Origin of the sequence: Flavobacterium branchiarum (assembly GCF_030409845.1) — a bacterium.
In the GTDB taxonomy this organism is placed as follows: domain Bacteria; phylum Bacteroidota; class Bacteroidia; order Flavobacteriales; family Flavobacteriaceae; genus Flavobacterium; species Flavobacterium branchiarum.
Genome location: NZ_JAUFQQ010000005.1, coordinates 1124414 through 1150889 on the forward strand (window position 1 = coordinate 1124414; position 26476 = coordinate 1150889).

The following is a 26476-nucleotide window of genomic DNA, read 5'->3' on the forward strand; positions in this document are numbered from 1 at the left end:
TAATCTCCACTTTAATTCATCTATTACAAGAAATCTAAAATTACTTATTATGAAAACTAAGATTTTATTATCGGGAGCCATTGCAATTTTTACATTTTTTATTAGTTGCAGTTCAGACGAAACGAGACAAGATGTTTCTGCTAAAACTATTTCAAACGATGAAATAGTAACGAATTCAAAAATTGATGCATCAATCGATGATGTTTCAAACATTGCTGAAGATCAATTTATCACACAACAAAATAGTTCAAAAAAAGCTACTGGAACTATTAAAAGCTTTTTACCTGAATGTGCTATTATTACAACTGTATTAAAAGATAACACATGGACAAAAACAATTGATTTTGGTTCTACAGGTTGTACGCTATCTAATGGAAACATATTGAAAGGAAAAATTACTATTTCGTTCACCAATGATTTCACAAGTTCTGAACATACAATTATGTATAGTTTTGAAGATTTCTATCACAATGGCAATAAAATTCAAGGAAGCAAGAGCATAAGTCTATCTAAAAAAGCAACCGATTTATTAGCTACCGTACATCCTGTTTCTGTTTCTACCATTGCTATGACGATTACATTTGAAAATGGGAAAATTTACAAAAGGACTGGCACTTTAACCAAAGAGATGATCGAAGGTTTTGACACTTGGTTTAATTGGGACGACAATACTTTTGTTATTACTGGCTCGGGAGAAACTATTTTTGCAAATGGTGATAAAATTTCGAGTGAAATTAAACTCCCTTTACAATTCAATATGGCATGTAAAAAACCATTTCCTGTAAAAGGTTCTATTTCTATTACAAAAAACGAAGCCAATGCTTTAATCGATTTTGGAAATGGCGAATGTGATAATCTTGCCATTATAACAAGAGATGGCGTATCTGAAGAAATACAATTAAAGAAATAACCACTCTTTATTAAAAAAAAGCATTAAGAACAAGTACTACTCTCGTTTTTAATGCTTTTTATTTTATGCTTAATTTTATTTAAACTTCTGCTTCTTTATTGGCTAATTGCCCACAAGCAGCGTCAATATCTTTTCCTCTACTTCGGCGCACTTTTACAACGACTCCAATATTTTCTAGCGCTTTTATGTAGGCATTAATGGATTCTTCTGAAGCTTGTTGAAACTCTCCATCATCAATTGGATTGTATTCTATTAAATTGACCTTACAAGGCACATATTTACAAAACTTAACCAATGCATCAATCGATGCTTTATCGTCGTTAATTCCTTTCCAAACTACGTATTCGTATGAAATTTTACACTTGGTCTTTCTGTACCAATACTCTAATGACTCACGTAAATCGGCTAAAGGAAAGTTTTTACTAAATGGCATGATGCGGGCACGTATTTCATCTATTGCCGAATGCAATGAAACTGCCAATTTAAATTTAACATCGTCATCTGCCATTTTTTTAATCATTTTTGGTATCCCAGATGTTGAAACCATGATTCGTTTTGGCGACATTCCTAAACCTTCTGTAGATGTAATCATATCGATAGCCTTCATAACATTATTATAATTCATGAGCGGTTCTCCCATTCCCATAAAAACAATATTCGACAAGGGATGATTGTAGTACAAACGACTTTCTTTATCGATAGCTATTACCTGATCGTAAATTTCAGCAGGTTCTAGATTACGCATTCTTTTTAATCTTGCTGTAGCGCAGAAGTTACAATCCAAACTACAACCTACTTGACTTGATACACATGCTGTAGTTCTTGTTTCTGTTGGAATCAAAACTGATTCTACAACCAACCCATCGTGTAATCGAACGGCATTCTTTACAGTACCATCGTTACTGCGTTGCATTGTATCAACCTTAATATGATTGATAACAAAATTTTCTTCGAGCATTGATCGTGTTGCTTTTGCAACATTGGTCATGTCTTCAAAACTATGTGCTCCTTTGCTCCATAACCATTCATAAACTTGATTTCCACGGAAGGCTTTGTCATTATTTGTGACAAAAAAATCACGTAATTCTTCTTTTGATAAGGCTCGTATGTCTTTTTTCTCCATTTGCATGCTGCAAATTTAATCACTTTTGTTGTTTTTTAATGTTTTTTAAATGCATTCTTGCTAAAAAGTACAATTTGGCAAAAAAAAATTAAAAATTAATTCAATCGTTGTAAACGATGCAAAAGCCTGTAAACCCTCACTTCTTCAAATTTAGACTGAATAAAAAATTTCTCCTAAAAAATTCATTCTAAAAATCATTTTAAAAAAATAAGATAGCACTTATCAACAATCAAACAACAAGTTGACCAACAACACAATACACAAAAAAATTTCATTAGTAATTACATAAAAATTCCATGAAATTCCTCCATGACTATTAATATAACTCTTTATTAAACTTTTAACAATGATTATTATCATGCTCTTTACTATACATGCATAGTAAATTTGATAAAAAGAAAATAAGTATTGTTTATAAAGTCAGTATATGAGCGCATTTACAAACAATATCTTATAAATGAGTAACGAATAAATCAATGAAAATGAAAACACTAAAATCAATTTTTTTAACAGTAGCATGTTTAGCAATGTCAACATACATGAGTGCACAAAAAAACTATACTGTAGATGCAAAATCGACTTTTATGGTAGCAGGAACATCTACAATGCACGATTGGGAAATGAAATCTAACTCTGGAACTGGTACAGCAAATTTAACTGTCACAGATGCTAAACTAACAGACATTCACAACCTAACAATTACTCTTTTGGCAGAAAGTATAAAAAGCCATAAAACGAGTATGGACAAGGTAGCTTATGAAACATTAAATACCAAAACGCACAAAAATATTAAGTACGTTTTAAAAGCTGCAGAAAAAGTGAATGAAACAACTTGGAACCTAACAGGAACATACACAATTGCAGGAGTTAGCAAAGACTATAAAACTCAGGTAAAAATTACTGTTAACAATGGAGCTGTAACCCTACAGGGATCGAACAAAATAACATTTGCCGATTTCGGTATGACTCCTCCAAAAGCATTACTTGGAACAATCAAAACAGGAAAAGACCTTACTTTAAATTTCAGTATCATATTAAAATAAATACCACATGAAAAAAATCTATCTCATAGCTACAGTTTTACTAGGAATGGCTACAGCAACAGCTCAAGTGGGATTTGGGCAAATTCAGAATCAAATTTCACGAGACAAAAACGGAATAAATCAATTTGACGTAAAAAAAGATACGGTTCAATACAAAGGACTAAGTATCGATATAGGAGCGGCATTTGCATTACAATTCCAAGGAGTAAATTCTTTTAACGGACAAGAAAATCTATCTGCCCCAATTTCTGGCTACAGATTAAATAATCTTGAAAATAATTTTAATCTACCTACTGCTAACTTTACAATTGGCGCACAATTATTTGATGGAGTTCGTGTAAATCTAGACGTTTACCTTGCTTCTAGACACCATCATGAAACTTGGGTAAAAGGAGGATATTTACAAATTGATAAATTAGATTTCATTAAGAAAGATTTCTTAGCCGATTTCATGAAATATGCTACTATTAAAATTGGTCAAATGGAGAATAACTACGGGGATGCTCACTTTAGAAGATCTGATAATGGTAATGCGCTAATGAACCCTTTTATTGGAAATAATATCATGGATGCATTTATTACAGAAATGGGTGCTGAACTTTACTATAACCGAAGTGGTTTTGTTGGTATGATTGGAGTTACAAACTCTAAACTAGACCAAGATGTTAAGGAAGTAAAACAAGCTAGTCCTACACATAACACAACGGTTAGCCCTACCATTTTAGCAAAAATTGGATACGACAAACAAATTGATCCAGATTTAAGAATAAGATTAACTGGGTCTTTATACCACACTGCAAATTCAAGTGGTAACTTATACGCATCAGATAGAGCTGGAAGCCGTTTTTATGGTGTAATGAGTCATAGTGATTATACTGGTGCCAATGGAGCTCCTGTTGCTGACAACTTTGACCCAACTGCTAATAAAGATACTGGCCGTTTTAATCCTGGATACGGAAACTGGGCAACATCATACATGATTAACCCGTTTGTAAAATACAAAGGTTTTGAATTTTTTGGTACTTTAGAATTTACTTCTGGTGGAGATGCCAAAGGGGTTGAGACTTCTCGTTCAGTAAACCAATATGCAGGAGACATTGTATACAGATTTGGTACAAACGAAAACCTTTTTATTGGAGCTAAATACAACTTGGTTGATGGTAAATTAAGAAACTCTGATGCAGAAGCTGTAAATATTACAAGATTTGAAACTAGTGCTGGTTGGTTTATGACTAAAAATATTTTAGCTAAAGTTGGTTATGTAGACCAACGATACAAAAATTACAGCCAATTTAATGCTGCTGGAAATCCAAATGATTTATACAAAGGAAAATTTAACGGTGTAATGTTTGAAGCTGTTATCACATTCTAACTAACTCAATGAAAAATTTATTTACAATTGGATTGTTGGGTTTAGCATTATTCCTATCTCTAGGAAGTGCTAAGCCCACTTTTTTCCCTGACGATTCAATTTTAATTATTAATAAAATTGAAATTATAATTAGCGGAAAATCAACTGTTGGCGATTACAACTGTGGTAATTCATTAATTAAAAAAGACAGTATCTTTTTAAGCCTAAATAAAAAAAATAGTATTTCAGCAGAGATCCCTATGTCTAAGTTTGATTGTAGAAACAAAATAATGACCAAAGATTTGCAAGCTACGGTAAAAACAAAAATATATCCTAATAGCTTTGTAACCTTATCCGACATTAGACCTTGTGGTAAAAACTACAAATGCAATCTTACTTTTTTAATAACAGACAAAACGCTTAAATACAAAGACTTTATATTAAACACCACGGGCAATAAAATCCAAGGAACTCTCAATTTGAATTTTTCTGATATTGGTCTTGCCCCCCCTGTAAAGATGGCTGGACTCATAAAAGTAAAAGATCAAATAATAATAGATTTTAGTTTATATAAAAACTAACTATACCGCTTTAAAAAAAGTTTTCATACAATAATCAAAAAATTAAAAGTTTGGTACAAGAATTGTATTTACACTTCTAGGAAAGATAGTCCTACAAAAAAAAGCAATGTCTCGTTTTTTTATGTAAATTGTTCTTTCTTAAAACTATATACTTAACATTGTATCAACCCAAAAAATAATTAATTATGAAAAAACAAATTTTAAGCTTAGCAGTTATCGCTTTATTAGCATTCGGAGTACAATCTTGCGAGAAGAAAGAACCAAAACCTACTGAAGACGAATTAACAATTGGAAACAAAGTAGACTCTTTAGCTACAGAAATCGATGAAGTAAAAGACACTGCAGTAGACAAAGTAGAAGATGCTGCTAAAGATGTTAAAGAAGCTACTAAAAAAGCGGCTGAAGATGTAAAAAATGCTACAGAAAAAGGAGCTAAAAAAGTAGAAGAAGCTGCTAAAGTTGCTAAAGACGGAACTGTAAAAACAGCTAAAGAAGTTAATGATGCTTTAAAAAAATAGTTTTTATTTCTAATAAAATTAAAACCATTCGCCAACGCGAATGGTTTTTTTTATGCAAATAAGTAAAGCAGATATTTTGTATTTTTGTATTTCATTTTTAGCTTATACAACAATGCATTTTATATCACAAGAACTAGAAGACTACATAGAACAGCACTCTGAAAAAGAACCAGAATTACTAGCTCGTTTAAACAAAGAAACCTACCAAAAAATTCTATTACCACGTATGTTAAGTGGTCATTTTCAAGGCCGCGTTTTAAGTATGTTATCTAAATTAATCAGACCAGTAAACATTCTTGAAATTGGTACTTACACTGGCTATGCTGCCTTGTGTTTATGTGAAGGAATGCAAGAAAATGGACAATTACACACAATTGATATCAAAGAAGAATTAATCGATTTTCAACGAAAGTATTTTGACCAATCGCCTTGGGGAAAACAAATTTTTCAACACCTAGGAGAAGCAACTACCATCATCCCTACAATTGATGTAAAATTCGACTTGGTATTTATTGATGCTGATAAAGAAAATTACCTTAATTACTACGAAATGATTGTTCCTAAAATGAACAAAGGCGGAATCATTTTATCTGATAATGTTTTATGGAGTGGTAAAGTATTAGAACCATTGCATCCAAATGATATTAGCACAAAAATTCTTTTAGAATACAACTTACTTTTAAAGAATGACCCAAGAGTAGAAACTGTATTACTACCTATTAGAGACGGTTTAACTGTTAGTAGAGTTCTTTAAGAAATCCTGAACCAATTTGTCGTGAAATTTCTGATGAGTAACTTATTAAATTATCCCATAAGAATAAAAAAAACAAAACAATTTGTGAAATTGAAAAAGGTAGAATAACAATTATGAAACCTTTACTTTTTCATGCTTCTAATGAATCCTGCATTACCCCAATCTTGTCTTTCTGAGGCACGAAGAATCGCACCTAGTAGCTCGACAATCTAGGAATACTTTGCGTTAGTTTCTTGTGGAGATTCTTCCTTCGTCAGAAAGACAAGATTGTGGTTAAAAAAAATTCGAACAAAAGAAATTCTTGTTACTCCAAAGGTTTTCGTATAGGTCCCGAAAGAACCAATATTAATTAAAAACACATCAGTGATTCTGAGCACTTCTAGCCCAGATGGAAACGGCATCCTTTTCCTGGCTTCTTTAGTCAGGAAAAGATAAAGTGTACAGCTGGAAAATGCTCCTAAAAACTAAACTGGAAAATACTTCGCTTTTGCTTTTTGGTATAGCTTATAGATTAAAAATCCCATTATTACTCCTACTGAATATCCACAAAGAATATCTAACGGGTAATGCAAGCCTAAGTAAATACGGCTGTAAGCAAAAATTAATGGCCACAGAAACAAGAATCCAAAATATTTAAAGTGCTTATTAAGTGCTAAATATAAAAAGGTTGCTGCTGCCATTGAATTAGCCGCATGGCCTGAGAAAAAACTAAAAGATTTTCGAGATTGTACTATTCGAATAAACGAATTGATATCTGGATTATTACAAGGTCTTAATCGTTGTACGCTATACTTAACTGCATTGGTTAACTGATCTGTACAAGCTATTAAAATTGCTATAAACAAGAGTAAATACAAGGTTTGTTTTACTCCTATTTTTTTATAGATAATATAAAGTAATAGTAAAAAAAGTGGAGTCCAATTAAATTGATTTGTAATTACCAACCAAAATTTGTCATAAGTTTCAGAACCTAATCCGTTAAGAAATACAAATAAATTTACATCGAGTTCTTGTAATTTTTCAAGCATTATAACTGACGTTTTATAGGTCCTGTAATACTGTCTATATCTTCTTTTGTTTTTTCAAATTGTGTGGTAGCGTCTCCTAATAATTTAGTTTTAGCTTTCTCTATTTCTGAATTGATATTACCTGTCATATCGTCCAAGGTTTTTGCATCAAAGCCATTAGCCTCTGCTCCTTTTTGAATTTCGCTTTTAATATCATTAGTCGCATTTTTAAGTTGCGCCATTGCTTTTCCCATTGTACGAGCTATTTCTGGCACTTTATCCGAACCAAAAAGCATAAGTACTACAAATAATATGAAAATTAACTCTCCTCCTCCTATACCAAACATATCTTTTTTATTTTATGTGCCACAAAGATATTAAATTTTGTAGCCTACTGCTTTAAAATTTACTTAAAAAAAAGAGACTCTATTACAAGTCTCTCTTCCTTTTATAATTAATCAAATTTTGATTTTACCTCTACTTTCGGCCATGTATTATTAGTTACATCTATATCAGCAGTAAGTAATTTCGGGTCAATCTGAATGCTTTTTATAACTTTTTCTGTTGCATAAACTTTTTTAGCAGTGTCGTTATTTTTTCTCCAAATTTGAGCAGGATATTTAAAATCTTCCTTTGTCCCATCTTCGTATGTAATCTCAACAAGAATAGGCATAATCATGCCACCTGGCTTATTAAACTCAACTTCATAAAAGTATTTTGGAGCCTTTAAATTTGTTTTCTCTTCTGCTGTAAATGTATCCGCTACATAATCTGACAACAATTTTACTTCATCAATTTTTAATGCCTTTTTATCAGATTTCTTTATTTCTTTATTTTCTCCTTCAATTAAATACACAAACGGCCCTTTTTCAAAACCAAAACGTCCTTTTTTAATCTTAGCATTTTTCAACTCAGGAGTTGCTGTTTCGCTCACATAATATTGTTTCACATCTTTGATTCCGATGTCTACAAAATCTGTTGAATAAAACCATCCTCTAAAAAACCAGTCTAAATCAACTGCCGAAGCATCTTCCATCGTTCTAAAGAAATCTTCTGGCGTTGGGTGCTTAAACTTCCATCTGTTTGCGTATGTTTTAAAAGCATAATCAAACAGTTCTCTTCCCATAACAACCTCTCTTAGAATATTAAGTCCTGTAGCAGGTTTTCCGTATGCATTATTTCCGAACTGAATAATAGTTTCTGAATTAGACATAATTGGCTCCAAAAATTTCTGATCGCCACTCATATAAGGAACGATATTTTTTGCTGGCCCTCTTCTTGAAGGAAAATTGGGATCTAATTCTTGCTCTGCCAGATACTCTAAAAACGAATTCAATCCTTCGTCCATCCAGCTCCACTGACGCTCATCTGAATTTACTATCATCGGGAAAAAGTTGTGTCCTACTTCGTGAATCACCACACCAATCATTCCATTTTTCGTTTCTTTACTCGTTACCCCATTTTCATCAGGACGACCATAATTCCAACAAATCATAGGATATTCCATTCCTTGATCTTCTGCCGAAACAGAAACTGCTTTTGGATAAGGATAATCGAATGTATGCGAAGAATAACTTTTTAATGTATGTGCAACTACTCTTGTTGAAGTTTCTTCCCAAAGCGGATTTGCTTCTTTTGGATATACTGAAGCTGCCATTACTGTTTTATCTCCAAGTTTTACAGCCATTGCATCATAAATGAATTTTCTTGATGTTGCAATTCCGAAATCACGCACGTTTTTAGCACTGAATTTCCATGTTTTTTTCTTTTCAGAAAACCCTTTTTCTGTTGCTTCTGCTTCAGCTTGTGTAACAATAATTACTGGTTTATCGTATGATTTTTGAGCTAGCTCATATCTTTTTACTTGTTCTGGAGTAAACACTTCACTTCTATTCATTAATTCTCCTGTAGCCTCCATCACGTGATCTGCAGGAACCGTAATATTTACATCAAAGTTTCCAAAAGGCAAAGCAAACTCTCCACCTCCCCAAAACTGCATATTCTGCCAACCTTCGACATCATTATAGACTGCCATTCTTGGGTAGAATTGTGCAATTACATACAATCTGTTTCCGTCTTTTTCGAACAATTCATATCCTGAACGCCCTCCATCTTGTCTGTAATTGTTGATATTATACCACCACTTAATCGAAAATGAAATTTTCTCACCAGCTTTTAATGGCGTAGCCAAATTAATCCTCATCATAGTTTCATTAACTGTGTATGACATTGGATTTCCCTTAGCATCTTTTACATAGTCAATATTAAACCCTCGTACTAATCCTTCTTTTAAGTATTTATTAGAAAAACCAGAGACTGGTAATACTGGACTAATTTTTTCACTTTCTGCTAATGTAGATTGTGTGTTTTTCTTAGCTTGATTCTGATCTAGTTGCACCCATAAATATTCTAAATTATCAGGTGAATTATTAGAATAAGTAATCGTTTCTGAACCTGTTAATTTTGCATTTTTATCATCTAACTCAACATCTATCTTATAATCGGCTTGTTGCTGATAATACGCTGGACCTGGCGCCCCTGATGCTGTACGAAACATATTGGGAGTAGCCAATAAATCGTACATCTGACTAAATTTATTGGTATCGTACTTTCCTTGTTGTCTTACATTTGTGGTGTTTTTTTCCTGCGCAAAAAGGATGGCAGGAAAAAACAATAAAAACGAAATTCTTTTCATAACTGGTTTTTGGAGTTTTGTCAAGCTGTGAAAATAGCAATTAAAAGAATATTTATGCCGATTTAATCAAATTTTAACAATTCTTTCCTTGAAGACGCAGTAAAAAGTGCACTTTTCTTAGTTCCTAATACCGAAACATGTGTGATATTTTGCTGATCAGAATTCCAATCTACCAAAATCGTATTAGAAATCTCTATCGTTTTAATTTTACTCACATCGTTTATTCTGGAGTAACAAACCAAAACATCGTTTGCCTCTACTTCTTTTGACAAAAATACAATTGGTTTTGACTGACCATTTACTTTTATGATAAAATTCTCGGCTAAGTATTTTTTCAAAAGAGCAACGTCAGCTTCAGTTTCTTTTCCTGTGCCAATATTGGTTTTCGTTTTGTATTTTTTCTCCACCCCATTATTTAAATCATCGATAAAAATTCGGGAGGTAATTTGCAACATTTTTTTCTCTGGAGCATAATTTACTTGATAAACTCCAACATAAAATTTATGAAAAGAAAAAGCAGAACTCAAGACAAACAAAATAAAAAGAACAGGAAAGACTATTCTTTTCTTCATCTATTTATCATTTAATTTCTTAAATTCTTTACTCTTGCTAACCAAAAAGTCCATCAACTGAAATTGATCTTGTGGTTTCAAATAATCCTTAGAATGAGTATCATTTGAGCAATACAATAAAAACAATTCAACCTCATCTTCCCTAAGATCTAAATCTTTTGCAAAAAACTTTGGACTAAAATGAAGTTTTACATATTCCGAAAAAGCTATGTCGCTAACTTGATCTTCTTGAACTTTCTCTTTCTTCTTTTTCAATAACTTTGAAACATCCTTGAATATTCGAACAAAATCAGTTCCATATTTTATAGTTTGATCCGAATACATTGCAGAATTTTTAGCTACAGATTGCTTATCATCCTCAAATTGCATATCTACATATTGCTGCGAACCTAATTGCAACACTTTTACTTTTAGATCTTTTGGAATAACAACCTCTTTTAATTGGTTATTCACTAAATCTAATTTGACCATAAATAATACTTGAGCACAATCTTTCTCTGTTAAAACAATCTTCTTAGACTGAAATGCTAAACCCGAAAATAACAAAGTATCTTTTGGTCGTGCCATTATATCAAACAATCCGTTTGCATTAATAAATGTTCTAACGTTTGCATTGATATTCACTACATAACCATTTTCTATGGCAATAATCTCATTTATAACACGTCCGTGCAATGGCTTTCTTTCTACAGATTGTGCAAAACAAAGCTGACATAATAAACCTAAAACGAGTACTCCTATTTTATTTTTCATTCGATATAATTGTTAAATATTTCTGTGCCAGCCCTGTAATCAAAAACATACAAACTGTTTTGTTCTTAGCGGTCAACGAATTTACAAACTCTGGATCATCTATGCAATAGAGTTGGAATCCTTTTATATGCTCAAGTGGAATTTTTAATCTTTGTGTGTAATAATCTTCACCGAAAAGATATTCAATTTTGGAATATAAAATCTCTTTTTTCTCAACAGCGGCTTCTTTTTTCAACATAGCAGTCCTTCCAGATATTTTATTTATAAGAGCTTCTGTCATAGATGACTTAGCGGTATATAATTTTCGTTCCGCAGGTGTGTATTTCTTTTGACCATATGGTATTATACCTAAATTCTCCGCAGTTATATTCGGAAACTCGTTTATAACAACCTCTTTTAACTCGATGTTTTTGGCTATCATTTTAATTAACAACAAATCCAATTTCAAATCACTGGCTGTAATTCGTTTTCGAAGTGGCTCTAAATTTACTGCCGAAAAAACCAATACATCTCCCTCCTTTATAACTATAGAAAACTGTCCTTTATTATCCGAAATTGTTGTTTCTTGAGTTGTATTGTTTACAATTGTTACCGCTTCAACCGAACTTGAATCGGCAGTAATCTTCCCAATCACTTCTTTTAAAACAATAGCTTGCCCGAAACTTACTTGAAAGAATAAAGATAAAATAAATAGAAGTAAGATATTAATTATTTTCACAGGCTATGATTTCTTTATATTTAACTGCGAGCTCCCCTAACAAAAACTCTGTTGTAGTTTTATTTTTAGTATTCAGAATCTTTGTAAAGCTTTCATTTTCTATAGCAAAATACTCAAATCCTTTTACATAGTCCAAAGGTATACTTAGCTTTCGAACAAAATGATCTGTATCAAACATTTTTTCTAAAAGTTTCATGAAAAATTCTTTCTTCTCTACTGCCAATTCTTTTTTAAGCATTTTTGACCTCCCTGAAAACATATTCAACAAGGGATCCAAAGCTACTGATCCTCCCAAGCCCACGGAAGCATCCAGATCTGTTGCTCCTTTTAATTTTCGCTCTGCAGCAGTATAAGAACGTTGCCCAGCTGGAATTATCCCTAAGGCAACTGCATTTATATTATCATACCTTCTTACAATGACTTCTCGCAATTGATTCAGACCCACCTCTACCTTGACCACAAAATTTGTTGAAGCAAAATCCTCATATACCAAAACTACACGTCGCTCCTTAAGCTGTACTGATGAAAAAATAAGCGTATCTCCTATTTGCGCAGGTATTAAAAATGAACCATCTGAATTTGTAGTCACAGAGGCTTCTGTCCTGAGATTCACCACATAAATCCCCTCTACATCCATAATATTAGCATCTACTTTCCCTTTTAAAACAGTAGATACCTCTACCTGTGCCAAAAGATTATTAGCAAGTAAAACAAAAAATACACATACTGCTTTGTTCATCAATTCATTATAAGGATAAGTTGTAAAAGTATCTTAATGTGTTCTAAATTTAATACTAAGAACTTGGTAAAAATATGTTAATTAAAACTTTATTTTACAGCTTTAAAATCTACAATTTAATACCTTTAACTTTATTAAAAACTACATAATACTTATGAAAAACATCATCATTGCCAGTACCTCTACACTCCATGGAGGCAGTTATTTAGACTATTTGCTACCCGAATTAGAAGTGCATTTTAAAAACTGCGAGTCTATTCTTTTTATCCCTTTTGCAAGACCTGGAGGAATCTCTCACGAACAATACACCGAGACCGTTTCTCAAGCATTCAAAAAGATAAACATTAACGTAAAAGGAATTCATGAATTTGAAGATCCAACAACAGCTATTAATAATGCTCAAGGAATTTTTACAGGTGGCGGAAATACTTTTTTACTAGTCACTCAACTGTATAAAAATAACATTATGACTACTCTTGCCGAAGCGGTTAAAAATGGAACTCCTTATTTAGGAACAAGTGCAGGAAGTAATATTTGTGGTTTATCAATGCAAACAACTAACGACATGCCTATAATTTACCCACCAAGTTTTCAAACTTTAGGATTAATTCCGTTTAACTTAAATCCTCACTACCTAGATCCAGATTCTCAATCTAAACATATGGGAGAAACACGCGAAACAAGAATAAAAGAATTCCACGCTTTTAATACATTACCGGTTTTAGGTTTACGCGAAGGAAGTTGGTTAGATGTAAAAGGAAATAAAATTACTTTGAAAGGGCAATTATCTGCTCGTCTTTTCAGACAAAATCAGGAACCAGAAGAATTAGAACCTCAAACAGATTTGGGATATGTGCAATAAAAAAGCCGAAACAATTAAGTTTCGGCTTTTTAAGAGCGAAAGACGAGGCTCGAACTCGCGACAACCAGCTTGGAAGGCTGGAGCTCTACCAACTGAGCTACTTTCGCATTAACAGGCTGCAAAGATAAAAATTTATTTTTAATATCCAAAAATAAATTCAATTATTTATCTCAACAATAATTCTTTTCAAAACGAAGTTAAAATTTTTACTTTTTAACTCTTAGAGCGAAAGACGAGGCTCGAACTCGCGACAACCAGCTTGGAAGGCTGGAGCTCTACCAACTGAGCTACTTTCGCATTACTGTGGTGCAAATATAGAGAATAAATCAAGTTATAAACAAGTTTTTTTTATTAAAATTTCATAAAATTTTAAAGTAATTCTATAAGGCATTTAAAACTAAAAAGTTATAATTTTACTTTTTTATAAAACATTATGCCAAACATACAAGAAATACCCGCCCAAGAGACTTATTTAGTCCGTAATCCTGTTTTGAGAAAAGGAAAACCAATAGAAAGTTGCCGATTTGATGGTGATGATTTACCATCAACACATCACTTTGGCCTATTTGAACACGAAAGCTTAGTCGGAATCATATCATTATTTAAAAATTCCAACATTACATTTACAGAAAACTCCCAATCTCAGATCCGAGGGATGGCCATTTTAGATGATTTCAGAAAAAAAGGATTCGGAGAAGCACTGGTAAATCACTGCGAAGAATACTGCATTAACAACAATTGCGATTTAATATGGTTTAACGCGAGAACCGAAGCTGTCGGTTTTTATGAAAAAATGGGCTACCAGAAAACGGGAGCTGTTTTTGAAATAAAAGGTGTTGGAGAACATCTACTAATGTTTAAAAACCTTTAAGATGAATAAACTTTACTTTATTATATTATTATCTATTGTTATAAGTTGCAAAAAGGAAGAAAAAGTAATTCCTATAAAGAAAACAGAACCCCTTCCAGCAATCATCCAAACCGATGAACGAAAAATTCAACTGGACACTTCGTTGATTAATTCTTTTAAAAGTGAAAACCTTCAAAAATTCTATATTGCCTCTAACAATGAAACCGTTTGGGGCAATCTAAAAAAAAGAACCTTTATAATAGATGAATTAAAAAAATCAGAAACGCTTGGCTTGGAACCAAATGATTATGCTTTAAAAAAAATAAAGGACTTTGAAAACAAAATAAGCAAACTAACCGATACCGATTTAGCTCTTTATGATGTTTTACTTACCTATAATTTCCAGAAATACTTAACTCACCTATATAAAGGAAAGCTAAATCCAAAGAAACTATATAATGACTGGGATTTAAACGAAAAACCATTTGATGTAAACAACATCCTTATAAAAGCTTTTAACGATGATGATTTAGCACTTACTGTTGAACAAAGCCAACCTAAAACATATACTTATAAAAGACTCCTAAAAGCACTTGCATTATTAGACCAATTTCCAGATGATAACATTAGATCAATCGACGTTAAAGATAAAGTAGTATTACACGATACTAATAACGCAATGATTACAATAAAAAAACGACTTTTATACTGGAAAGACTTAGCCGGAAGAGACAGTCTAACTTCTATTTACGACAGTAAAACGCTTGAAGCAATTAAAAGATTCCAAATGCGTCATGGCTTAGCTGCTGATGGCGTGATTGGTAAAGGAACAGTTAACGCTTTAAACTTTTCTAAAACTCGAAGAAAACATCAAATTATTGCTAATATCGAGCGCTGGAGATGGTACCCAGATACACTTGCCGAAAATTATTTCATAATAAACATACCTGATTACAGCCTAAACGTTGTTGAAAGCAAAGACACCACAGTAGTTCGAAAAATTGTCGTTGGAACTATTAGCCGAAAAACACCGATACTCACCTCAACACTTTCAACTGTCGTTTTAAATCCTACATGGACTGTTCCTCCAACTATTCTAAAAGAAGATGTTGTTCCTGCAATGAAACGAAATCGAAATTATTTAAAGAATAAAAACATCACTATTTATGACAAAGATAACTCGGTAGTGGATCCAAGTGATTGGAATGAAAATTCCCCAGGAAGATATCGCTATGTACAAAGTCCGGGAAATCATAATTCTTTGGGATTAATGAAAATTTTATTCCCAAACAATCATAGTGTTTATTTACATGACACGAATCATCGTGGCTTATTTGGCAGAAGTAACCGCTCTTTAAGTTCTGGTTGTATTCGAGTAGAAAATCCGCTGGAATTAGCGCTTCATATATTGGACTCTACTAAATGGTCTAAAGAAAAAATAGACTCTATTATTGTAACCAAAAAGACTACCAATGCAAGAATTGCTAAAAAATACGCGATCTATCAATGGTATTGGACCGCTTGGAACGAAGATAACTCTTTACAATTTAGAGATGACATCTACAATCTAGATGCAGATTTGTACGCTAAATTAAGAAATTAGCCTTTCTTCCATTGCGAAAGTTCTAGATGGATGATAGATATACAAACATGATTTATCTTTAATTGCTTCGATAATTGCATTTGTTAATTCTACCGGAATAGCAGGACAGCCTAAGCTACGCCCTAACCTCTTATTGCCTCTGATAAATGACTCAGAAACATAATTGGCTCCATGAATTACAACTGCTCTTTCACGTGCATTATCATTAACTCCTTTTTCTAAACCATCTAAGCGCAATGAAACTCCGTGCTTTCCTTTATATACTTCTGCAGTTGCATAAAACCCGAGACTACTCTTAAAAGAAGAATTTGTGTTTGAGAAATCAGATGCAAATTCTTCTCCTGTATTTTTTCCGTGTGCAACTAAAGATTGAAATAATATTGTATTAGTAGAAAGGTCAATTACCCAAAGACGTTTCATATTAGAAGACATACTAAAATCAATTAGAGTCAAAAGATTTTTTTGTATAACTCCTTTATCTTTTAATAAATAAAAACCTTTTAAGGCTTCTGTAAAACTTTTAGCATCTGGTAAATCGAAGTTATTAGCGTTAAGCGTGCTATAAACCGCCTTAACTCTTAAATCTAAGCTTGTAATTACTGTACTGGCGATATTTTTTTTCTCAACTTGTTTAACTTCTGTTGTCGTTTTTGTATCCGTGGTAAATGACAAAAACAAGAAAAGCAACGCGGGATAAATCTTATAAATCATTGAATATGTTTAGGTTATAATTTATTTCTGGGTTCGCAAATGTATAAAAAAATCATAGCTTTCAAAATTTTAAAAGGAAAACAAAAGGCTTTTTAATTAATTTTTAACGAATCAAACCTAATAATTATTGCATTCTCTTAATAAAACTATAATTAAAAACTCTGAATAACAGCAAAATACAACTCAAATCTTATAATTTTCAGCAAAATAACAGCATTAAACCTCTTTAATTAACTGTTTTATTATTAAGCAAATACAAATTTAAAGAGACTTATCAAATCCCTTGGGCATCATTATTTTCACACCTAGTTCCGATAGCTATCGGAACTATATTTCTATAAGTTAAATGTCTTTTTTACGAATTATAATAATTTGAAACAGAAAGTAAACACAGAAATTAAGAAGAACCATTTTTGATAGTCATTTATCATTTCCTCAATTATGCTACCAACTAAAATAAATTCTAATCTGCATATATTATAAAAAAATTAAGCATCCGCAATTAAATTATTATTTTTTAATACAGTTCCCTTTATAAAGCATAATTGTAACTCTGTCGTCCTTAAACATTTTATAAATCTCTTATCTTTGTAGAAAATAAATTCTGATGAACAAAAAAGTAATCCTTATGATTTTAGATGGTTGGGGAAAATCTCCTGACCCTAAAGTATCTGCAATAGACAATGCAAATGTTCCATTTATAAATAGCCTTTACAAAAACTACCCAAGCGCTCAACTTCGTACCGATGGTTTAAACGTAGGTTTACCTGAAGGACAAATGGGAAATAGTGAAGTTGGTCATATGAACCTTGGTGCAGGAAGAATCGTTTACCAAGATTTAGCAAAAATCAACCTTGCAGTAGCTAACAATACTTTGGCAAAAGAGCAAGTCCTTGTAGACGCTTTTACTTACGCTAAAGAAAACAATAAAAAAGTTCACTTTTTAGGTTTAGTTTCAGATGGTGGTGTTCACTCACACACTTCTCACCTAAGAGGATTAATAGATGCTACTCAAGAATATGGCTTAGACAAAGTGTTTATTCATGCTTTTACAGACGGCCGCGATGTAGATCCGAAATCTGGAGCAACTTATATTCAAGATTTAGAAAACCATATTGCAAATACTCCAGTTAAAATAGCATCAGTTATTGGTCGTTATTATGCAATGGACCGTGACAAACGTTGGGAACGTGTAAAACTTGCTTACGACTTAATTGTTAACGGCTTAGGAGCACACTCAAAAGATGCTGTAGCTTCAATCAAAGAAAGTTATAAAAATGATGTTACCGATGAGTTTATTGCTCCAATCATTATGGTTGACGCAAACGACAAACCTTTGGCAACTATCGAAGAGGATGATGTTGTTATTTTCTTCAATTTTAGAACTGATAGAGGTCGTGAACTTACTGAGGCGCTTTCGCAAGAAGACTTTCACGAGCAAAACATGCATAAACTAAACTTATACTACGTTACACTTACCAATTACGACGAAACGTATAAAAATGTAAAAGTTGTTTACAATAAAGACAACATTACAGAAACTTTAGGTGAAGTTTTAGAAAAAGCCAATAGAAAACAAATTCGTATTGCCGAAACGGAGAAATATCCTCACGTAACTTTTTTCTTCTCTGGAGGAAGAGAAGTTCCTTTTGAAGGCGAAACTAGAATCTTAAGAAATTCTCCAAAAGTAGCTACTTATGATTTAAAGCCTGAAATGAGTGCTTTTGAATTAAAAGATGCATTAGTTCCTGAATTAAACAAAGGCGAAGTAGATTTTGTATGCTTAAATTTTGCCAATGGAGACATGGTAGGACATACTGGAATTATGAGCGCTGCTATATTAGCCTGCGAAGCTGTTGATGCTTGTGTAAAAGAAGTTATCGAGGCAGCCCTTGCAAATGATTACACTACGATTGTAATTGCAGATCACGGAAATTGTGAAACGATGATTAATCCTGACGGAAGCCCTAATACAGCACACACGACTAATCCTGTACCAATTATTTTGGTTGACAAAGAATTAAAAACGATACACGATGGTGTTCTAGGTGACATTGCTCCTACTATACTTGAGTTAATGGGAATACCTCAACCTGCTGCAATGACCTGTCATTCATTATTGTAAGCAATTTGAAACAAAAAAACTAAAAGCTATTCTTAACTATAAGAGTAGCTTTTTTTTTACATAAATAAAAGTTAAAAACGTAAATATAACAGTAATACTATTATATTTGCATTTAAAATAACTTATATGGAAATTATACTATCAAATTTAAAAATCCAAATCAACGAAAAGATCTATGTAAAAGATCCAGAAACATCTGTATTAGGAAAAAAAATCATTGAACATAGTATACTCCTCATCGATGCTATTGGTTTTGATAATTTTACATTTAAAAAATTAGGCGAAAAAATAGGCTCAAACGAAAGCTCTATTTATCGCTATTTTGAAAACAAACACAAATTATTAGTTTATTTATCTTCTTGGTATTGGAGCTGGATGGAATACAAACTTGTATTTAGCACCACTAACATCACAGATAAAAAAGAAAAACTAAATAAAGCGATAACGATTGTTACTGAAAAAGTAACAGACGATACTAATACAGATCATATTAACGAGGCAATTTTAAATAAAATTATAATTGCAGAATTTACCAAAACGCTTCATACTAAAGAGGTCGATCAAGAAAACAAAGAAGGCTTTTTTTTAATATACAAAAGAGTTATTAGCCGAATTGTGGCTATTGTAAAAGAAGTGAACCCAGAATATCCTTTTGCAAAATCTTTAATATCAACTATTGTAGAAGGAAGTTTACACCAACATTTTCTAACAGATCATTTAAAAACAATCACAGATTGCAATGAGACTGTTACAACTACTCAATTTTATTTAAACCTTGCAGAAAACGTTTTGCGCTAAAAAGAAAAAACATGACTCCATTAAAACGATTTTACAATTTACTTGAGCTAGATAAAAAAGACGTTTATCAAATTTTCTTCTATGCTATTTTTGCAGGATTAATCAGTTTATCACTCCCATTAGGTATTCAGGCAATCATAAACTTTATACAATCTGGTAGAGTAAGTGTTTCATGGATAATACTCATCATATTAGTTGTAGTAGGTGTTGCATTAGTGGGAATTCTATCTTTAATGCAATTGCGTATTACCGAAAATTTACAACAAAAAATATTCGTCCGATCCTCCTTTGAGTTTGCTGCACGATTACCAAAAATCAAATCAAATCAGATATACGGACATTATTTACCGGAATTAACGAACCGCTTTTTCGATACGCTAACGATCCAAAAAGGAACTTCCAAATTGTTAATAGATTTCTCGGCTGCGCTACTTCAAATCGTTTTTGGAATTATTTTATTATCCTTATATCATCCGTATTTTATTATTTTCGGTGTGCTTCTTCTTTTACTTTTATTCTTTATTTTTAAATTTTCTTACAATCCTGGTTTAGAAACCAGCTTAAAAGAATCAAAAGCTAAATATAGTGTTGTAAACTGGCTACAAGAAATTGCACGTAATAGCTTTAGTTTTATCAATGAACTCACCCATGATTTTGCACTTCAAAAAAACGACACTTTAATTACCGATTATCTTACGTATCGCGAGAAACATTTTAGCGTCATTAAAAAACAATTTACTCAATTAATTATCTTTAAAATAATAATAACTGCTGGATTATTATCCATTGGAGGATTTTTAGTACTAGATCAGGAAATGAACATCGGACAGTTTGTAGCTGCAGAAATTATAATCTTATTGGTAATAAACTCTGTAGAAAAAATTATCTTAGGACTTCAAACCTTCTATGATGTTTTAAGTTCTGTTGAAAAAATAGGACAAATAAACGACTTAGAATTAGAAGAATATACAGATTCTGAAGAGGATAATTGCTACAATAACATAACATTAGAAACTGAAAATTTGAATTTTAAATTTCCAGATTCCGAGAACTATATTTTAGAGGGTATTAATCTTAAAATAGAACAAGGTGAAAAAGTAGTAATTGATGGTACGAATGGTTCTGGAAAAACAACACTGATTCGCTTATTATCAAGAGTTTTAAAACAAAATTCAGGCTCTCTTTACATCAATGATGACACGTATAAAAAAATAAATATAAAGCAATACCGCTCACAAATTAGCTACATAAATTATAATGAGACTCCGTTTGAAGGAACTATTCTAGAAAATCTAACCTTTAATGACCCCACTGTAAGCTCTGAAGACCTAAAATGGGCTATCGAAGGAGTACAACTTGGCTCCTTTATCAGACAATTACCAAAAGGTTTAGATACCCATATTTTTCCCGAAGGACAACAATTATCTTCCTCAAATGCCCAAAAATTACTGCTAGCGAGAAGTATTATTCATAAGCCAAAAATTCTTTTTTATGAAGATCCAACGGATACTATGGATGATACTGTTGCAAATGAAATCATTGATTTTATTACTTCAGACAAAAACAAATGGACCATTATTGTTTCATCTAAAAATCCGTATTGGGAGACTAAATCTACTCGAAAAATAACGATGCAAAGAGGACATATCATACTTGATCAAAAAAAATAAAAGCTATGCTAAACATTTCTGACAACAAAACAAAAATACAGCCTCTTGACAAATATGAAACTGTAAAAAACCTAAGTAATAGGCCTCATTACAAAATTCTAAACAAAATCATTATAGGCACTTCTATCTTTGGTGCAATTGCACTGTTCTTGCCTTGGACACAGAATATTTCTGGATCAGGAGCCGTGACAACCTTAAAACCAAATCAAAGACCACAATCTATTCAGAGTGTTATTTCTGGAAGAATTGAAAAATGGTATGTTCAAGAAGGTGATTTTGTAAAAAAGGGAGATACAATCATGTACATATCTGAGGTAAAAGAAGACTACATGGATCCAAACTTGGTCGAGAATACTAAAAACCAAGTAACTGCAAAAAAACATTCTCTAGAATCATATGACTCAAAAGTGAATACCCTTTCTAAGCAAATTCAATTTATAGAAAATGAACAGAAATTAAAATTAGAGCAAGCTAAAAACAAAGTAAAGCAATCTCTTTTAAAAATAAAAAGTGATAGTATCGATCTTATTGCAGTCAAAACCCAATTAAAAATTGCAAACACACAATACGATCGTTCCGTACAACTTAATAAAGAAGGACTTAAACCGTTGACTGATGTTGAAGAAAAACGTTTAAAATTACAAGATGTTGATGCTAAGATTGTAACTCAGGAAAACAAATACCTAACTAGCAAAAATGAATACATCAATTCTAAAGTAGAAGTCAATAGAATTACGGCTGAATATTCTGAGAAGGTTGCCAAAGCAAAAAGTGATCAGTTTACCACTTTGAGTAATAAATTTGATACGGAAGCACAAGTCAATAAATTAGAAAATCAATACGTAAATTATAGCGTTCGAAATGGCATGTATTACATTAAAGCAGTTCAAAATGGTTACATTAACAGAGCTCTACTTGCTGGTATAGGAGAAACTATAAAAGAAGGCACTCCAATTGTGACTATAATGCCATCTGAATATGATATTGCTGTTGAAACTTACATAAGTCCTATTGATTTACCATTAATGACAAAAGGAGAAAAAGTACGTATTTGGTTTGATGGTTGGCCAACGATTGTATTTTCTGGCTGGCCAGATATTTCATATGGAACCTTTGGTGGAAAAGTGGTTGCTATAGAAAATTTTATTAGTCCCAACGGCAAATACAGAGTCCTTATCGCTCCAGATCCATCAGAAGCAAAATGGCCAAAACAACTAAGTATTGGTTCTGGTGCTCAAACGCTTGCTTTATTAGAAACGGTGCCAATTTGGTTTGAAATATGGAGAACCCTAAACGGATTCCCTCCTAATTATTATAAAAGTGAGACAAAAACCACTAAAGAAAAAAAATAATGAAACCGATATATTTAGTTTTCCTATTTATTGGTTTTACGCTTTTTGGCCAAGAACCAATCTCCAAAGAATTCACCTATAATGAATTTCTTGGATATGTAAAAAAATACCATCCTTTGGTTAAAAATGCCAATTTAGAAGTTAACAAAGCTCAAGCTAATTTAATGATGGCTCGAGGTGGTTTTGATCCAAAAATTGAAGTCGATTTTAGTAAAAAGGAATTTAAAGACAAAGAATACTATTCGATTTTAAATAGCAGTTTTAAAATCCCAACTTGGTACGGAATCGAATTAAAAGCTGGATTTGACAATAGTGAAGGTATTTATCTTAATCCCGAAAATTCTACTCCAAATCAAGGATTAACTTCTTTAGGAATCAATGTGCCTATCGGGCAAGGATTATTCATTAATCAAAGAATGGCGGATGTTCGAAAAGCTAAAATTCAAATGAAGCTTAGTGAATCTGAAAGAAAACTCCAAGCCATTAGTATTTTATACGATGCTTCGATTGCGTATTTTAATTGGAAGAAGAATTTTGACGAAATGAAGCTCTATGAAACATACAATAACAATGCTCAAATACGTTTATCAGGAATTAAATCTCTTATTAGCCGCGGCGACAAACCTGCTATTGACAGTATTGAAGCAGGAATAAGTTTAAAAAACAGACAATTAAGCTTTGAGGATTCTAAATTAAAACTAACCAAATCTAAATTAGAACTATCTAATTTTCTTTGGCTAGAAAATAATATTCCCTTAGAAGTTTCAGAAAATCTTATACCAGAAACGGTGCTAGAAAACACCTTGCAAGAAACACTAAAAACTAATGATTTATTACAAAAAGACTTTAGCTTGGATGCACATCCAAAAATAAATGCATTGCAAAATAAAATAGACATTCTGAATGTAGAGAAAGATCTAAAGCAGAATATGCTCTTACCAAAAATAAACTTGGGCTACTCCTATTTATCGGAACCTAGCTATATTGACAATTATCGCTTTCAAGATTACAAATTTGGTGTGGAGTTTTATTTCCCTCTATTTTTAAGAAAAGAACGAGGAAGTTTAAGATTAGCAAAATACAAAGTTCAAGAAAACGAATTTGCTTTGGCTCTAGAAAAAGTGCAATTAACGAATAAAATAAGTGCACAAAAAATAGAAATCACTTCATTGCAAAAGCAGAAGAAACTTGCCAAAGATTTGGTCGAAAATAACATTACAATGCTCAACTCCGAAGAACGATTATTCTCATTTGGCGAGAGCTCTTTATTCTTAATTAATACCCGAGAAAATAATTTGGTTAGCGCTAAGCTTGCCGCTATTGCATTAGAAAACCGATTTTACATCTCAAATTCGGAACTTTTTAAAATCATGGCAAACCCAGATTAAAACCAGTATAAAACAAATCAAAAAAGAGACAAATTCTAAAACTTGTCTCTTTTTGTTTTTTAAAGATTCTAGGTAATAATATGCTCTACAAAATAAATTAAAAGCCCCACAATCCCTCCTACCACAGTTCCGTTAATACGTATAAATTGGAGATCTTTACCTATTTCTAATTCTAGCTTATTGGAGATTTCTTCCTTGTCCCAGCTCTTTACTGATGATGCTATCAGATCACCAATCATTTGTTTATTTTTAAGAAGAATACCTAGCAAATCTATTTTTATAAAATCATTTATTTTGCTCAACATAACAAGATCACTTTTTATACTGATTCCGAAATTCTGAATCATACTTATAATTCTGTTCTTTATTTTAGAATCCTCTTTCTTTTCTAAATCGGTAGCAATTGCATCTTTTATTTGACTCCATATAGCACCAATATACTCAATGACTTCTTTCTTATGAGCAAACTCAATAACCAAATCATTTACTTTTTGTTGCAACTCTGGCGAGCTATTTAACTCGGAGATAAAATTAAGAACATATGTATTTATTTTTCTTCGAATGCTACTATTTGCATGTTTTGCTTCATCGATAAACTCATACAATCCATTAAAAATACCGTCTGCAATTTTTTTATCTGCCACTCCAAGCGTGTACCAAGGAGTTGATTCATTTACTTTCTCCCGAATCACTTCTCTATTATTCTGCAATTCTTCAGTAAGTATTTTTAGGACATTGGATATTAACTGCTCCTGCTTTTCGCTTTTAGTCAAAGACTCCAACCCAATTGCAATCCATTCTCCAAAGTTTATTTCTTGCAATTTGGCTTCAAATTTCACTTGTATGAATTTCTGAACATCTTCATCTACAATCGTTTTTAAAATACCTGGAATTACATCTTCAATTATCAAAGAAGCAATAGTATTTGCGTTGTTTTTTTCAGATAGCCAATCAGCTGCCTTTGCAGCAAAATTAAACTGTTCAATTTTTGCCTCTAATTTCTCTTTAATCAAAAACTCATCTGAAACAAAAGTGCCTAAGTTTTGACCAATTGCATCTTTATTATTGGGTATCAAAGCCGTATGCGGAATAGGCAAACCCAAAGGATGCCTGAATAAAGCCACTATCGCAAACCAATCTGCAATTCCACCAACCATTGCCGCTTCGCTAAAAGCTTTGAGCCAGCCTATTTTAAAATAAATTGCAATTAAAAAAAGCAGTACAGCTCCACCCAATACTCCTAAAGCAAATCGTTTCATTTTGATCAAACCTGCTACTTTGCTTATTACTTCTTGGTTATTAATACTTTTCATGATAGGAAGAATTAATTATTAAGCTAATTTATTCAATTGTTTCAACAACTGTTTTCATTTTAGTAAGATAATTTTACAAACTTTCTATATATTTATAGACTGCTTTTAAATCTAGTTTTAAATGATATAATTAAAACCAAAGGCTACTTAAAGAAAATAATATTAAAATTGTACTTTTGCAAACAGAAAATTCGAAATTATGATTATTGTAAAATCACGTGAAGAAATAGAATTAATGCGCGAAAGTGCCTTAATCGTATCAAAAACATTAGGAATGATTGCTTCTGAAATAAAAGAAGGAGTTACCACATTATATCTTGATAAACTAGCCGAAGAATTCATTCGTGATCACGGTGCAGTTCCAAGTTTTTTAGGTTTATATGACTTTCCAAACTCATTATGTATGAGTCCAAACTCACAAGTTGTACACGGTATTCCAAACAACACTCCTTTAAAAAGTGGTGATGTTATCTCGGTAGACTGTGGTGCCTACAAAAATGGATATCATGGAGATCATGCTTACAGCTTTGAGATAGGAGAAGTTGCTCCAGAAGTTAAAAAATTACTACAAGTTACTAAAGAATCTTTATATGTTGGAATCCGCGAATTTAAAGCTGGAAACCGCGTAGAAGATGTTGGAAGTGCCATACAAAAATATACTGAAGCACATGGATACGGAGTTGTTCGTGAACTAGTTGGTCATGGACTTGGGCAAAAAATGCACGAAGATCCAGAAATGCCTAATTATGGAAAAAAAGGTAGAGGTAAACTTTTTGTTGAAGGAATGGTTGTTGCGATCGAGCCAATGATTAACCTTGGAACAAGAAACATAAAACAACATAAAGATGGTTGGACAATTACAACAGCCGATGGAAAACCAAGTGCACATTTTGAACATGATGTAGCTCTTATTGATGGTAAACCAGAAATCTTATCAACTTTCCAATACATCTATAAAGCACTAGGAATAGAAAGCAACGAAGAAGATGAATTTAGAAAAGTGCCATTGACATTATAACACGTTATTACGCAAAGTTTCA

At 32.2% G+C, this 26476-nt stretch carries 25 protein-coding genes and 2 tRNA genes; 15 read left to right on the forward strand and 12 right to left on the reverse strand.

Going from position 1 to position 26476, the window contains the following annotated elements; genetic code table 11:
* The first annotated feature begins 49 nt into the window (after positions 1–49).
* Complete coding sequence (locus QWY99_RS16820; RefSeq protein ID WP_290266863.1) at positions 50–910, forward strand: hypothetical protein; 861 nt, start codon at positions 50–52, stop codon at positions 908–910.
* Between the two features lie 79 nt (positions 911–989).
* Here the strand turns inward: QWY99_RS16820 and rlmN are convergent, their stop codons facing one another.
* Positions 990–2039 carry a dual-specificity RNA methyltransferase RlmN gene (gene rlmN / locus QWY99_RS16825; protein ID WP_290266865.1) on the reverse strand — a complete coding sequence of 350 codons (1050 nt, stop codon included), beginning with the start codon at positions 2037–2039 and terminating at the stop codon, positions 990–992.
* A 476-nt stretch (positions 2040–2515) separates the two neighbouring features.
* On the opposite strand from rlmN, the gene QWY99_RS16830 reads away from it, so the two are divergent.
* From QWY99_RS16830 to QWY99_RS16850, 5 genes are all read left to right on the forward strand, one after another.
* Positions 2516–3076, forward strand: coding sequence for a YceI family protein (locus QWY99_RS16830; protein WP_290266867.1), 561 nt, complete (start codon positions 2516–2518; stop codon positions 3074–3076).
* Positions 3077–3083: 7 nt separating this feature from the next.
* Positions 3084–4448 (forward strand): hypothetical protein, encoded by a 1365-nt coding sequence (locus QWY99_RS16835; RefSeq protein WP_290266869.1) that lies wholly within the window; start codon positions 3084–3086, stop codon positions 4446–4448.
* Positions 4449–4456: 8 nt separating this feature from the next.
* Positions 4457–5008, forward strand: a complete 552-nt coding sequence (locus tag QWY99_RS16840; RefSeq protein ID WP_290266871.1) for a hypothetical protein — start codon at positions 4457–4459, stop codon at positions 5006–5008.
* A gap of 185 nt (positions 5009–5193) precedes the next feature.
* Positions 5194–5526, forward strand: a complete 333-nt coding sequence (locus QWY99_RS16845) for a hypothetical protein (protein WP_290266873.1) — start codon at positions 5194–5196, stop codon at positions 5524–5526.
* 112 nt (positions 5527–5638) lie between these two features.
* The gene (locus QWY99_RS16850; RefSeq protein ID WP_290268239.1) at positions 5639–6280 is read left to right on the forward strand and encodes an O-methyltransferase; all 642 of its coding nucleotides are present in this window, start codon (positions 5639–5641) and stop codon (positions 6278–6280) included.
* A gap of 464 nt (positions 6281–6744) precedes the next feature.
* Here QWY99_RS16850 and QWY99_RS16855 read toward each other — a convergent pair whose 3' ends face one another.
* From QWY99_RS16855 to QWY99_RS16885, 7 genes are all read right to left on the reverse strand, one after another.
* A complete protein-coding gene (locus QWY99_RS16855; RefSeq protein WP_290266875.1) occupies positions 6745–7308 on the reverse strand; it encodes a phosphatase PAP2 family protein in 564 nt (187 codons plus the stop codon).
* Positions 7308–7634, reverse strand: a complete 327-nt coding sequence (locus QWY99_RS16860; RefSeq protein WP_290266878.1) for a Sec-independent protein translocase subunit TatA/TatB — start codon at positions 7632–7634, stop codon at positions 7308–7310. The genes QWY99_RS16855 and QWY99_RS16860 overlap by 1 nt, the downstream gene beginning before the upstream one ends.
* Positions 7635–7741: 107 nt before the next feature.
* The gene (locus QWY99_RS16865) at positions 7742–9982 is read right to left on the reverse strand and encodes a M1 family metallopeptidase (RefSeq protein WP_290266880.1); all 2241 of its coding nucleotides are present in this window, start codon (positions 9980–9982) and stop codon (positions 7742–7744) included.
* Positions 9983–10044: 62 nt separating this feature from the next.
* Positions 10045–10554: a DUF6702 family protein gene (locus tag QWY99_RS16870; protein ID WP_290266882.1), complete on the reverse strand. Its 510-nt coding sequence runs from the start codon at positions 10552–10554 to the stop codon at positions 10045–10047.
* Positions 10555–11307 (reverse strand): BamP family beta-barrel-assembly machinery protein, encoded by a 753-nt coding sequence (gene bamP / locus QWY99_RS16875; protein ID WP_290266884.1) that lies wholly within the window; start codon positions 11305–11307, stop codon positions 10555–10557.
* Positions 11297–12025, reverse strand: a complete 729-nt coding sequence (locus QWY99_RS16880; RefSeq protein ID WP_290266887.1) for a peptidase associated/transthyretin-like domain-containing protein — start codon at positions 12023–12025, stop codon at positions 11297–11299. Before QWY99_RS16880 ends, bamP begins: the two co-directional genes overlap by 11 nt.
* Positions 12012–12764 (reverse strand): hypothetical protein, encoded by a 753-nt coding sequence (locus QWY99_RS16885; protein ID WP_290266889.1) that lies wholly within the window; start codon positions 12762–12764, stop codon positions 12012–12014. Before QWY99_RS16885 ends, QWY99_RS16880 begins: the two co-directional genes overlap by 14 nt.
* Positions 12765–12918: 154 nt before the next feature.
* On the opposite strand from QWY99_RS16885, the gene pepE reads away from it, so the two are divergent.
* Positions 12919–13626, forward strand: a complete 708-nt coding sequence (pepE, locus tag QWY99_RS16890; RefSeq protein ID WP_290266892.1) for a dipeptidase PepE — start codon at positions 12919–12921, stop codon at positions 13624–13626.
* Between the two features lie 34 nt (positions 13627–13660).
* On the opposite strand, the gene QWY99_RS16895 is transcribed toward pepE, so the two are convergent.
* Together QWY99_RS16895 and QWY99_RS16900 are read right to left on the reverse strand one after the other, a co-directional pair.
* Positions 13661–13733: transfer RNA gene (locus QWY99_RS16895), tRNA-Gly, on the reverse strand.
* Between the two features lie 117 nt (positions 13734–13850).
* Positions 13851–13923, reverse strand: a tRNA-Gly gene (locus tag QWY99_RS16900).
* A 136-nt stretch (positions 13924–14059) separates the two neighbouring features.
* On the opposite strand from QWY99_RS16900, the gene QWY99_RS16905 reads away from it, so the two are divergent.
* Together QWY99_RS16905 and QWY99_RS16910 are read left to right on the forward strand one after the other, a co-directional pair.
* A complete protein-coding gene (locus QWY99_RS16905; RefSeq protein ID WP_290266894.1) occupies positions 14060–14497 on the forward strand; it encodes a GNAT family N-acetyltransferase in 438 nt (145 codons plus the stop codon).
* A 1-nt stretch (position 14498) separates the two neighbouring features.
* Positions 14499–16079 carry a L,D-transpeptidase family protein gene (locus QWY99_RS16910; RefSeq protein ID WP_290266896.1) on the forward strand — a complete coding sequence of 527 codons (1581 nt, stop codon included), beginning with the start codon at positions 14499–14501 and terminating at the stop codon, positions 16077–16079.
* On the opposite strand, the gene QWY99_RS16915 is transcribed toward QWY99_RS16910, so the two are convergent.
* Positions 16068–16790 (reverse strand): murein L,D-transpeptidase catalytic domain family protein, encoded by a 723-nt coding sequence (locus QWY99_RS16915; protein WP_290266898.1) that lies wholly within the window; start codon positions 16788–16790, stop codon positions 16068–16070. The genes QWY99_RS16910 and QWY99_RS16915 overlap by 12 nt on opposite strands.
* Positions 16791–17397: 607 nt before the next feature.
* Between QWY99_RS16915 and gpmI the strand changes: the two genes are divergently transcribed.
* The 5 genes from gpmI to QWY99_RS16940 all read left to right on the forward strand — a co-directional run bounded on the left by gpmI (position 17398) and on the right by QWY99_RS16940 (position 24123).
* Entirely contained in the window at positions 17398–18915 is a 1518-nt protein-coding gene (gene gpmI, locus QWY99_RS16920) for a 2,3-bisphosphoglycerate-independent phosphoglycerate mutase (protein WP_290266900.1), read from the forward strand.
* Between the two features lie 126 nt (positions 18916–19041).
* Positions 19042–19713 carry a TetR/AcrR family transcriptional regulator gene (locus QWY99_RS16925; protein ID WP_290266902.1) on the forward strand — a complete coding sequence of 224 codons (672 nt, stop codon included), beginning with the start codon at positions 19042–19044 and terminating at the stop codon, positions 19711–19713.
* A gap of 11 nt (positions 19714–19724) precedes the next feature.
* Positions 19725–21383: a peptidase domain-containing ABC transporter gene (locus QWY99_RS16930; RefSeq protein WP_290266903.1), complete on the forward strand. Its 1659-nt coding sequence runs from the start codon at positions 19725–19727 to the stop codon at positions 21381–21383.
* Between the two features lie 5 nt (positions 21384–21388).
* Complete coding sequence (locus QWY99_RS16935) at positions 21389–22735, forward strand: HlyD family secretion protein (protein WP_290266905.1); 1347 nt, start codon at positions 21389–21391, stop codon at positions 22733–22735.
* Entirely contained in the window at positions 22735–24123 is a 1389-nt protein-coding gene (locus QWY99_RS16940) for a TolC family protein (RefSeq protein ID WP_290266908.1), read from the forward strand. Before QWY99_RS16935 ends, QWY99_RS16940 begins: the two co-directional genes overlap by 1 nt.
* A gap of 68 nt (positions 24124–24191) precedes the next feature.
* Here the strand turns inward: QWY99_RS16940 and QWY99_RS16945 are convergent, their stop codons facing one another.
* The gene (locus QWY99_RS16945) at positions 24192–25436 is read right to left on the reverse strand and encodes a DUF445 domain-containing protein (protein ID WP_290266910.1); all 1245 of its coding nucleotides are present in this window, start codon (positions 25434–25436) and stop codon (positions 24192–24194) included.
* A gap of 199 nt (positions 25437–25635) precedes the next feature.
* Here QWY99_RS16945 and map point away from each other — a divergent pair, with 199 nt between their 5' ends.
* On the forward strand, positions 25636–26454 hold the full coding sequence (gene map, locus QWY99_RS16950; protein ID WP_290266912.1) for a type I methionyl aminopeptidase: 819 nt from the start codon (positions 25636–25638) through the stop codon (positions 26452–26454).
* Positions 26455–26476 lie beyond the last annotated feature (22 nt).

What these genes read in the sequence shown, in the direction of transcription:
- QWY99_RS16835 (WP_290266869.1), top strand. Translation starts at nt 3,084, where the DNA reads ATGAAAAAAATCTATCTCATAGCTACAGTTTTACTAGGAATGGCTACA.
- QWY99_RS16865 (WP_290266880.1), bottom strand. Translation starts at nt 9,982, where the DNA reads ATGAAAAGAATTTCGTTTTTATTGTTTTTTCCTGCCATCCTTTTTGCG.
- QWY99_RS16850 (WP_290268239.1), top strand. Translation starts at nt 5,639, where the DNA reads ATGCATTTTATATCACAAGAACTAGAAGACTACATAGAACAGCACTCT.
- map (WP_290266912.1), top strand. Translation starts at nt 25,636, where the DNA reads ATGATTATTGTAAAATCACGTGAAGAAATAGAATTAATGCGCGAAAGT.
- QWY99_RS16820 (WP_290266863.1), top strand. Translation starts at nt 50, where the DNA reads ATGAAAACTAAGATTTTATTATCGGGAGCCATTGCAATTTTTACATTT.
- QWY99_RS16855 (WP_290266875.1), bottom strand. Translation starts at nt 7,308, where the DNA reads ATGCTTGAAAAATTACAAGAACTCGATGTAAATTTATTTGTATTTCTT.
- QWY99_RS16905 (WP_290266894.1), top strand. Translation starts at nt 14,060, where the DNA reads ATGCCAAACATACAAGAAATACCCGCCCAAGAGACTTATTTAGTCCGT.
- QWY99_RS16870 (WP_290266882.1), bottom strand. Translation starts at nt 10,554, where the DNA reads ATGAAGAAAAGAATAGTCTTTCCTGTTCTTTTTATTTTGTTTGTCTTG.
- QWY99_RS16935 (WP_290266905.1), top strand. Translation starts at nt 21,389, where the DNA reads ATGCTAAACATTTCTGACAACAAAACAAAAATACAGCCTCTTGACAAA.
- QWY99_RS16840 (WP_290266871.1), top strand. Translation starts at nt 4,457, where the DNA reads ATGAAAAATTTATTTACAATTGGATTGTTGGGTTTAGCATTATTCCTA.
- QWY99_RS16930 (WP_290266903.1), top strand. Translation starts at nt 19,725, where the DNA reads ATGACTCCATTAAAACGATTTTACAATTTACTTGAGCTAGATAAAAAA.
- gpmI (WP_290266900.1), top strand. Translation starts at nt 17,398, where the DNA reads ATGAACAAAAAAGTAATCCTTATGATTTTAGATGGTTGGGGAAAATCT.
- pepE (WP_290266892.1), top strand. Translation starts at nt 12,919, where the DNA reads ATGAAAAACATCATCATTGCCAGTACCTCTACACTCCATGGAGGCAGT.
- QWY99_RS16915 (WP_290266898.1), bottom strand. Translation starts at nt 16,790, where the DNA reads ATGATTTATAAGATTTATCCCGCGTTGCTTTTCTTGTTTTTGTCATTT.
- QWY99_RS16910 (WP_290266896.1), top strand. Translation starts at nt 14,499, where the DNA reads ATGAATAAACTTTACTTTATTATATTATTATCTATTGTTATAAGTTGC.
- QWY99_RS16925 (WP_290266902.1), top strand. Translation starts at nt 19,042, where the DNA reads ATGGAAATTATACTATCAAATTTAAAAATCCAAATCAACGAAAAGATC.
- QWY99_RS16940 (WP_290266908.1), top strand. Translation starts at nt 22,735, where the DNA reads ATGAAACCGATATATTTAGTTTTCCTATTTATTGGTTTTACGCTTTTT.
- bamP (WP_290266884.1), bottom strand. Translation starts at nt 11,307, where the DNA reads ATGAAAAATAAAATAGGAGTACTCGTTTTAGGTTTATTATGTCAGCTT.
- QWY99_RS16845 (WP_290266873.1), top strand. Translation starts at nt 5,194, where the DNA reads ATGAAAAAACAAATTTTAAGCTTAGCAGTTATCGCTTTATTAGCATTC.
- QWY99_RS16885 (WP_290266889.1), bottom strand. Translation starts at nt 12,764, where the DNA reads ATGAACAAAGCAGTATGTGTATTTTTTGTTTTACTTGCTAATAATCTT.
- QWY99_RS16945 (WP_290266910.1), bottom strand. Translation starts at nt 25,436, where the DNA reads ATGAAAAGTATTAATAACCAAGAAGTAATAAGCAAAGTAGCAGGTTTG.
- QWY99_RS16860 (WP_290266878.1), bottom strand. Translation starts at nt 7,634, where the DNA reads ATGTTTGGTATAGGAGGAGGAGAGTTAATTTTCATATTATTTGTAGTA.
- QWY99_RS16830 (WP_290266867.1), top strand. Translation starts at nt 2,516, where the DNA reads ATGAAAACACTAAAATCAATTTTTTTAACAGTAGCATGTTTAGCAATG.
- rlmN (WP_290266865.1), bottom strand. Translation starts at nt 2,039, where the DNA reads ATGCAAATGGAGAAAAAAGACATACGAGCCTTATCAAAAGAAGAATTA.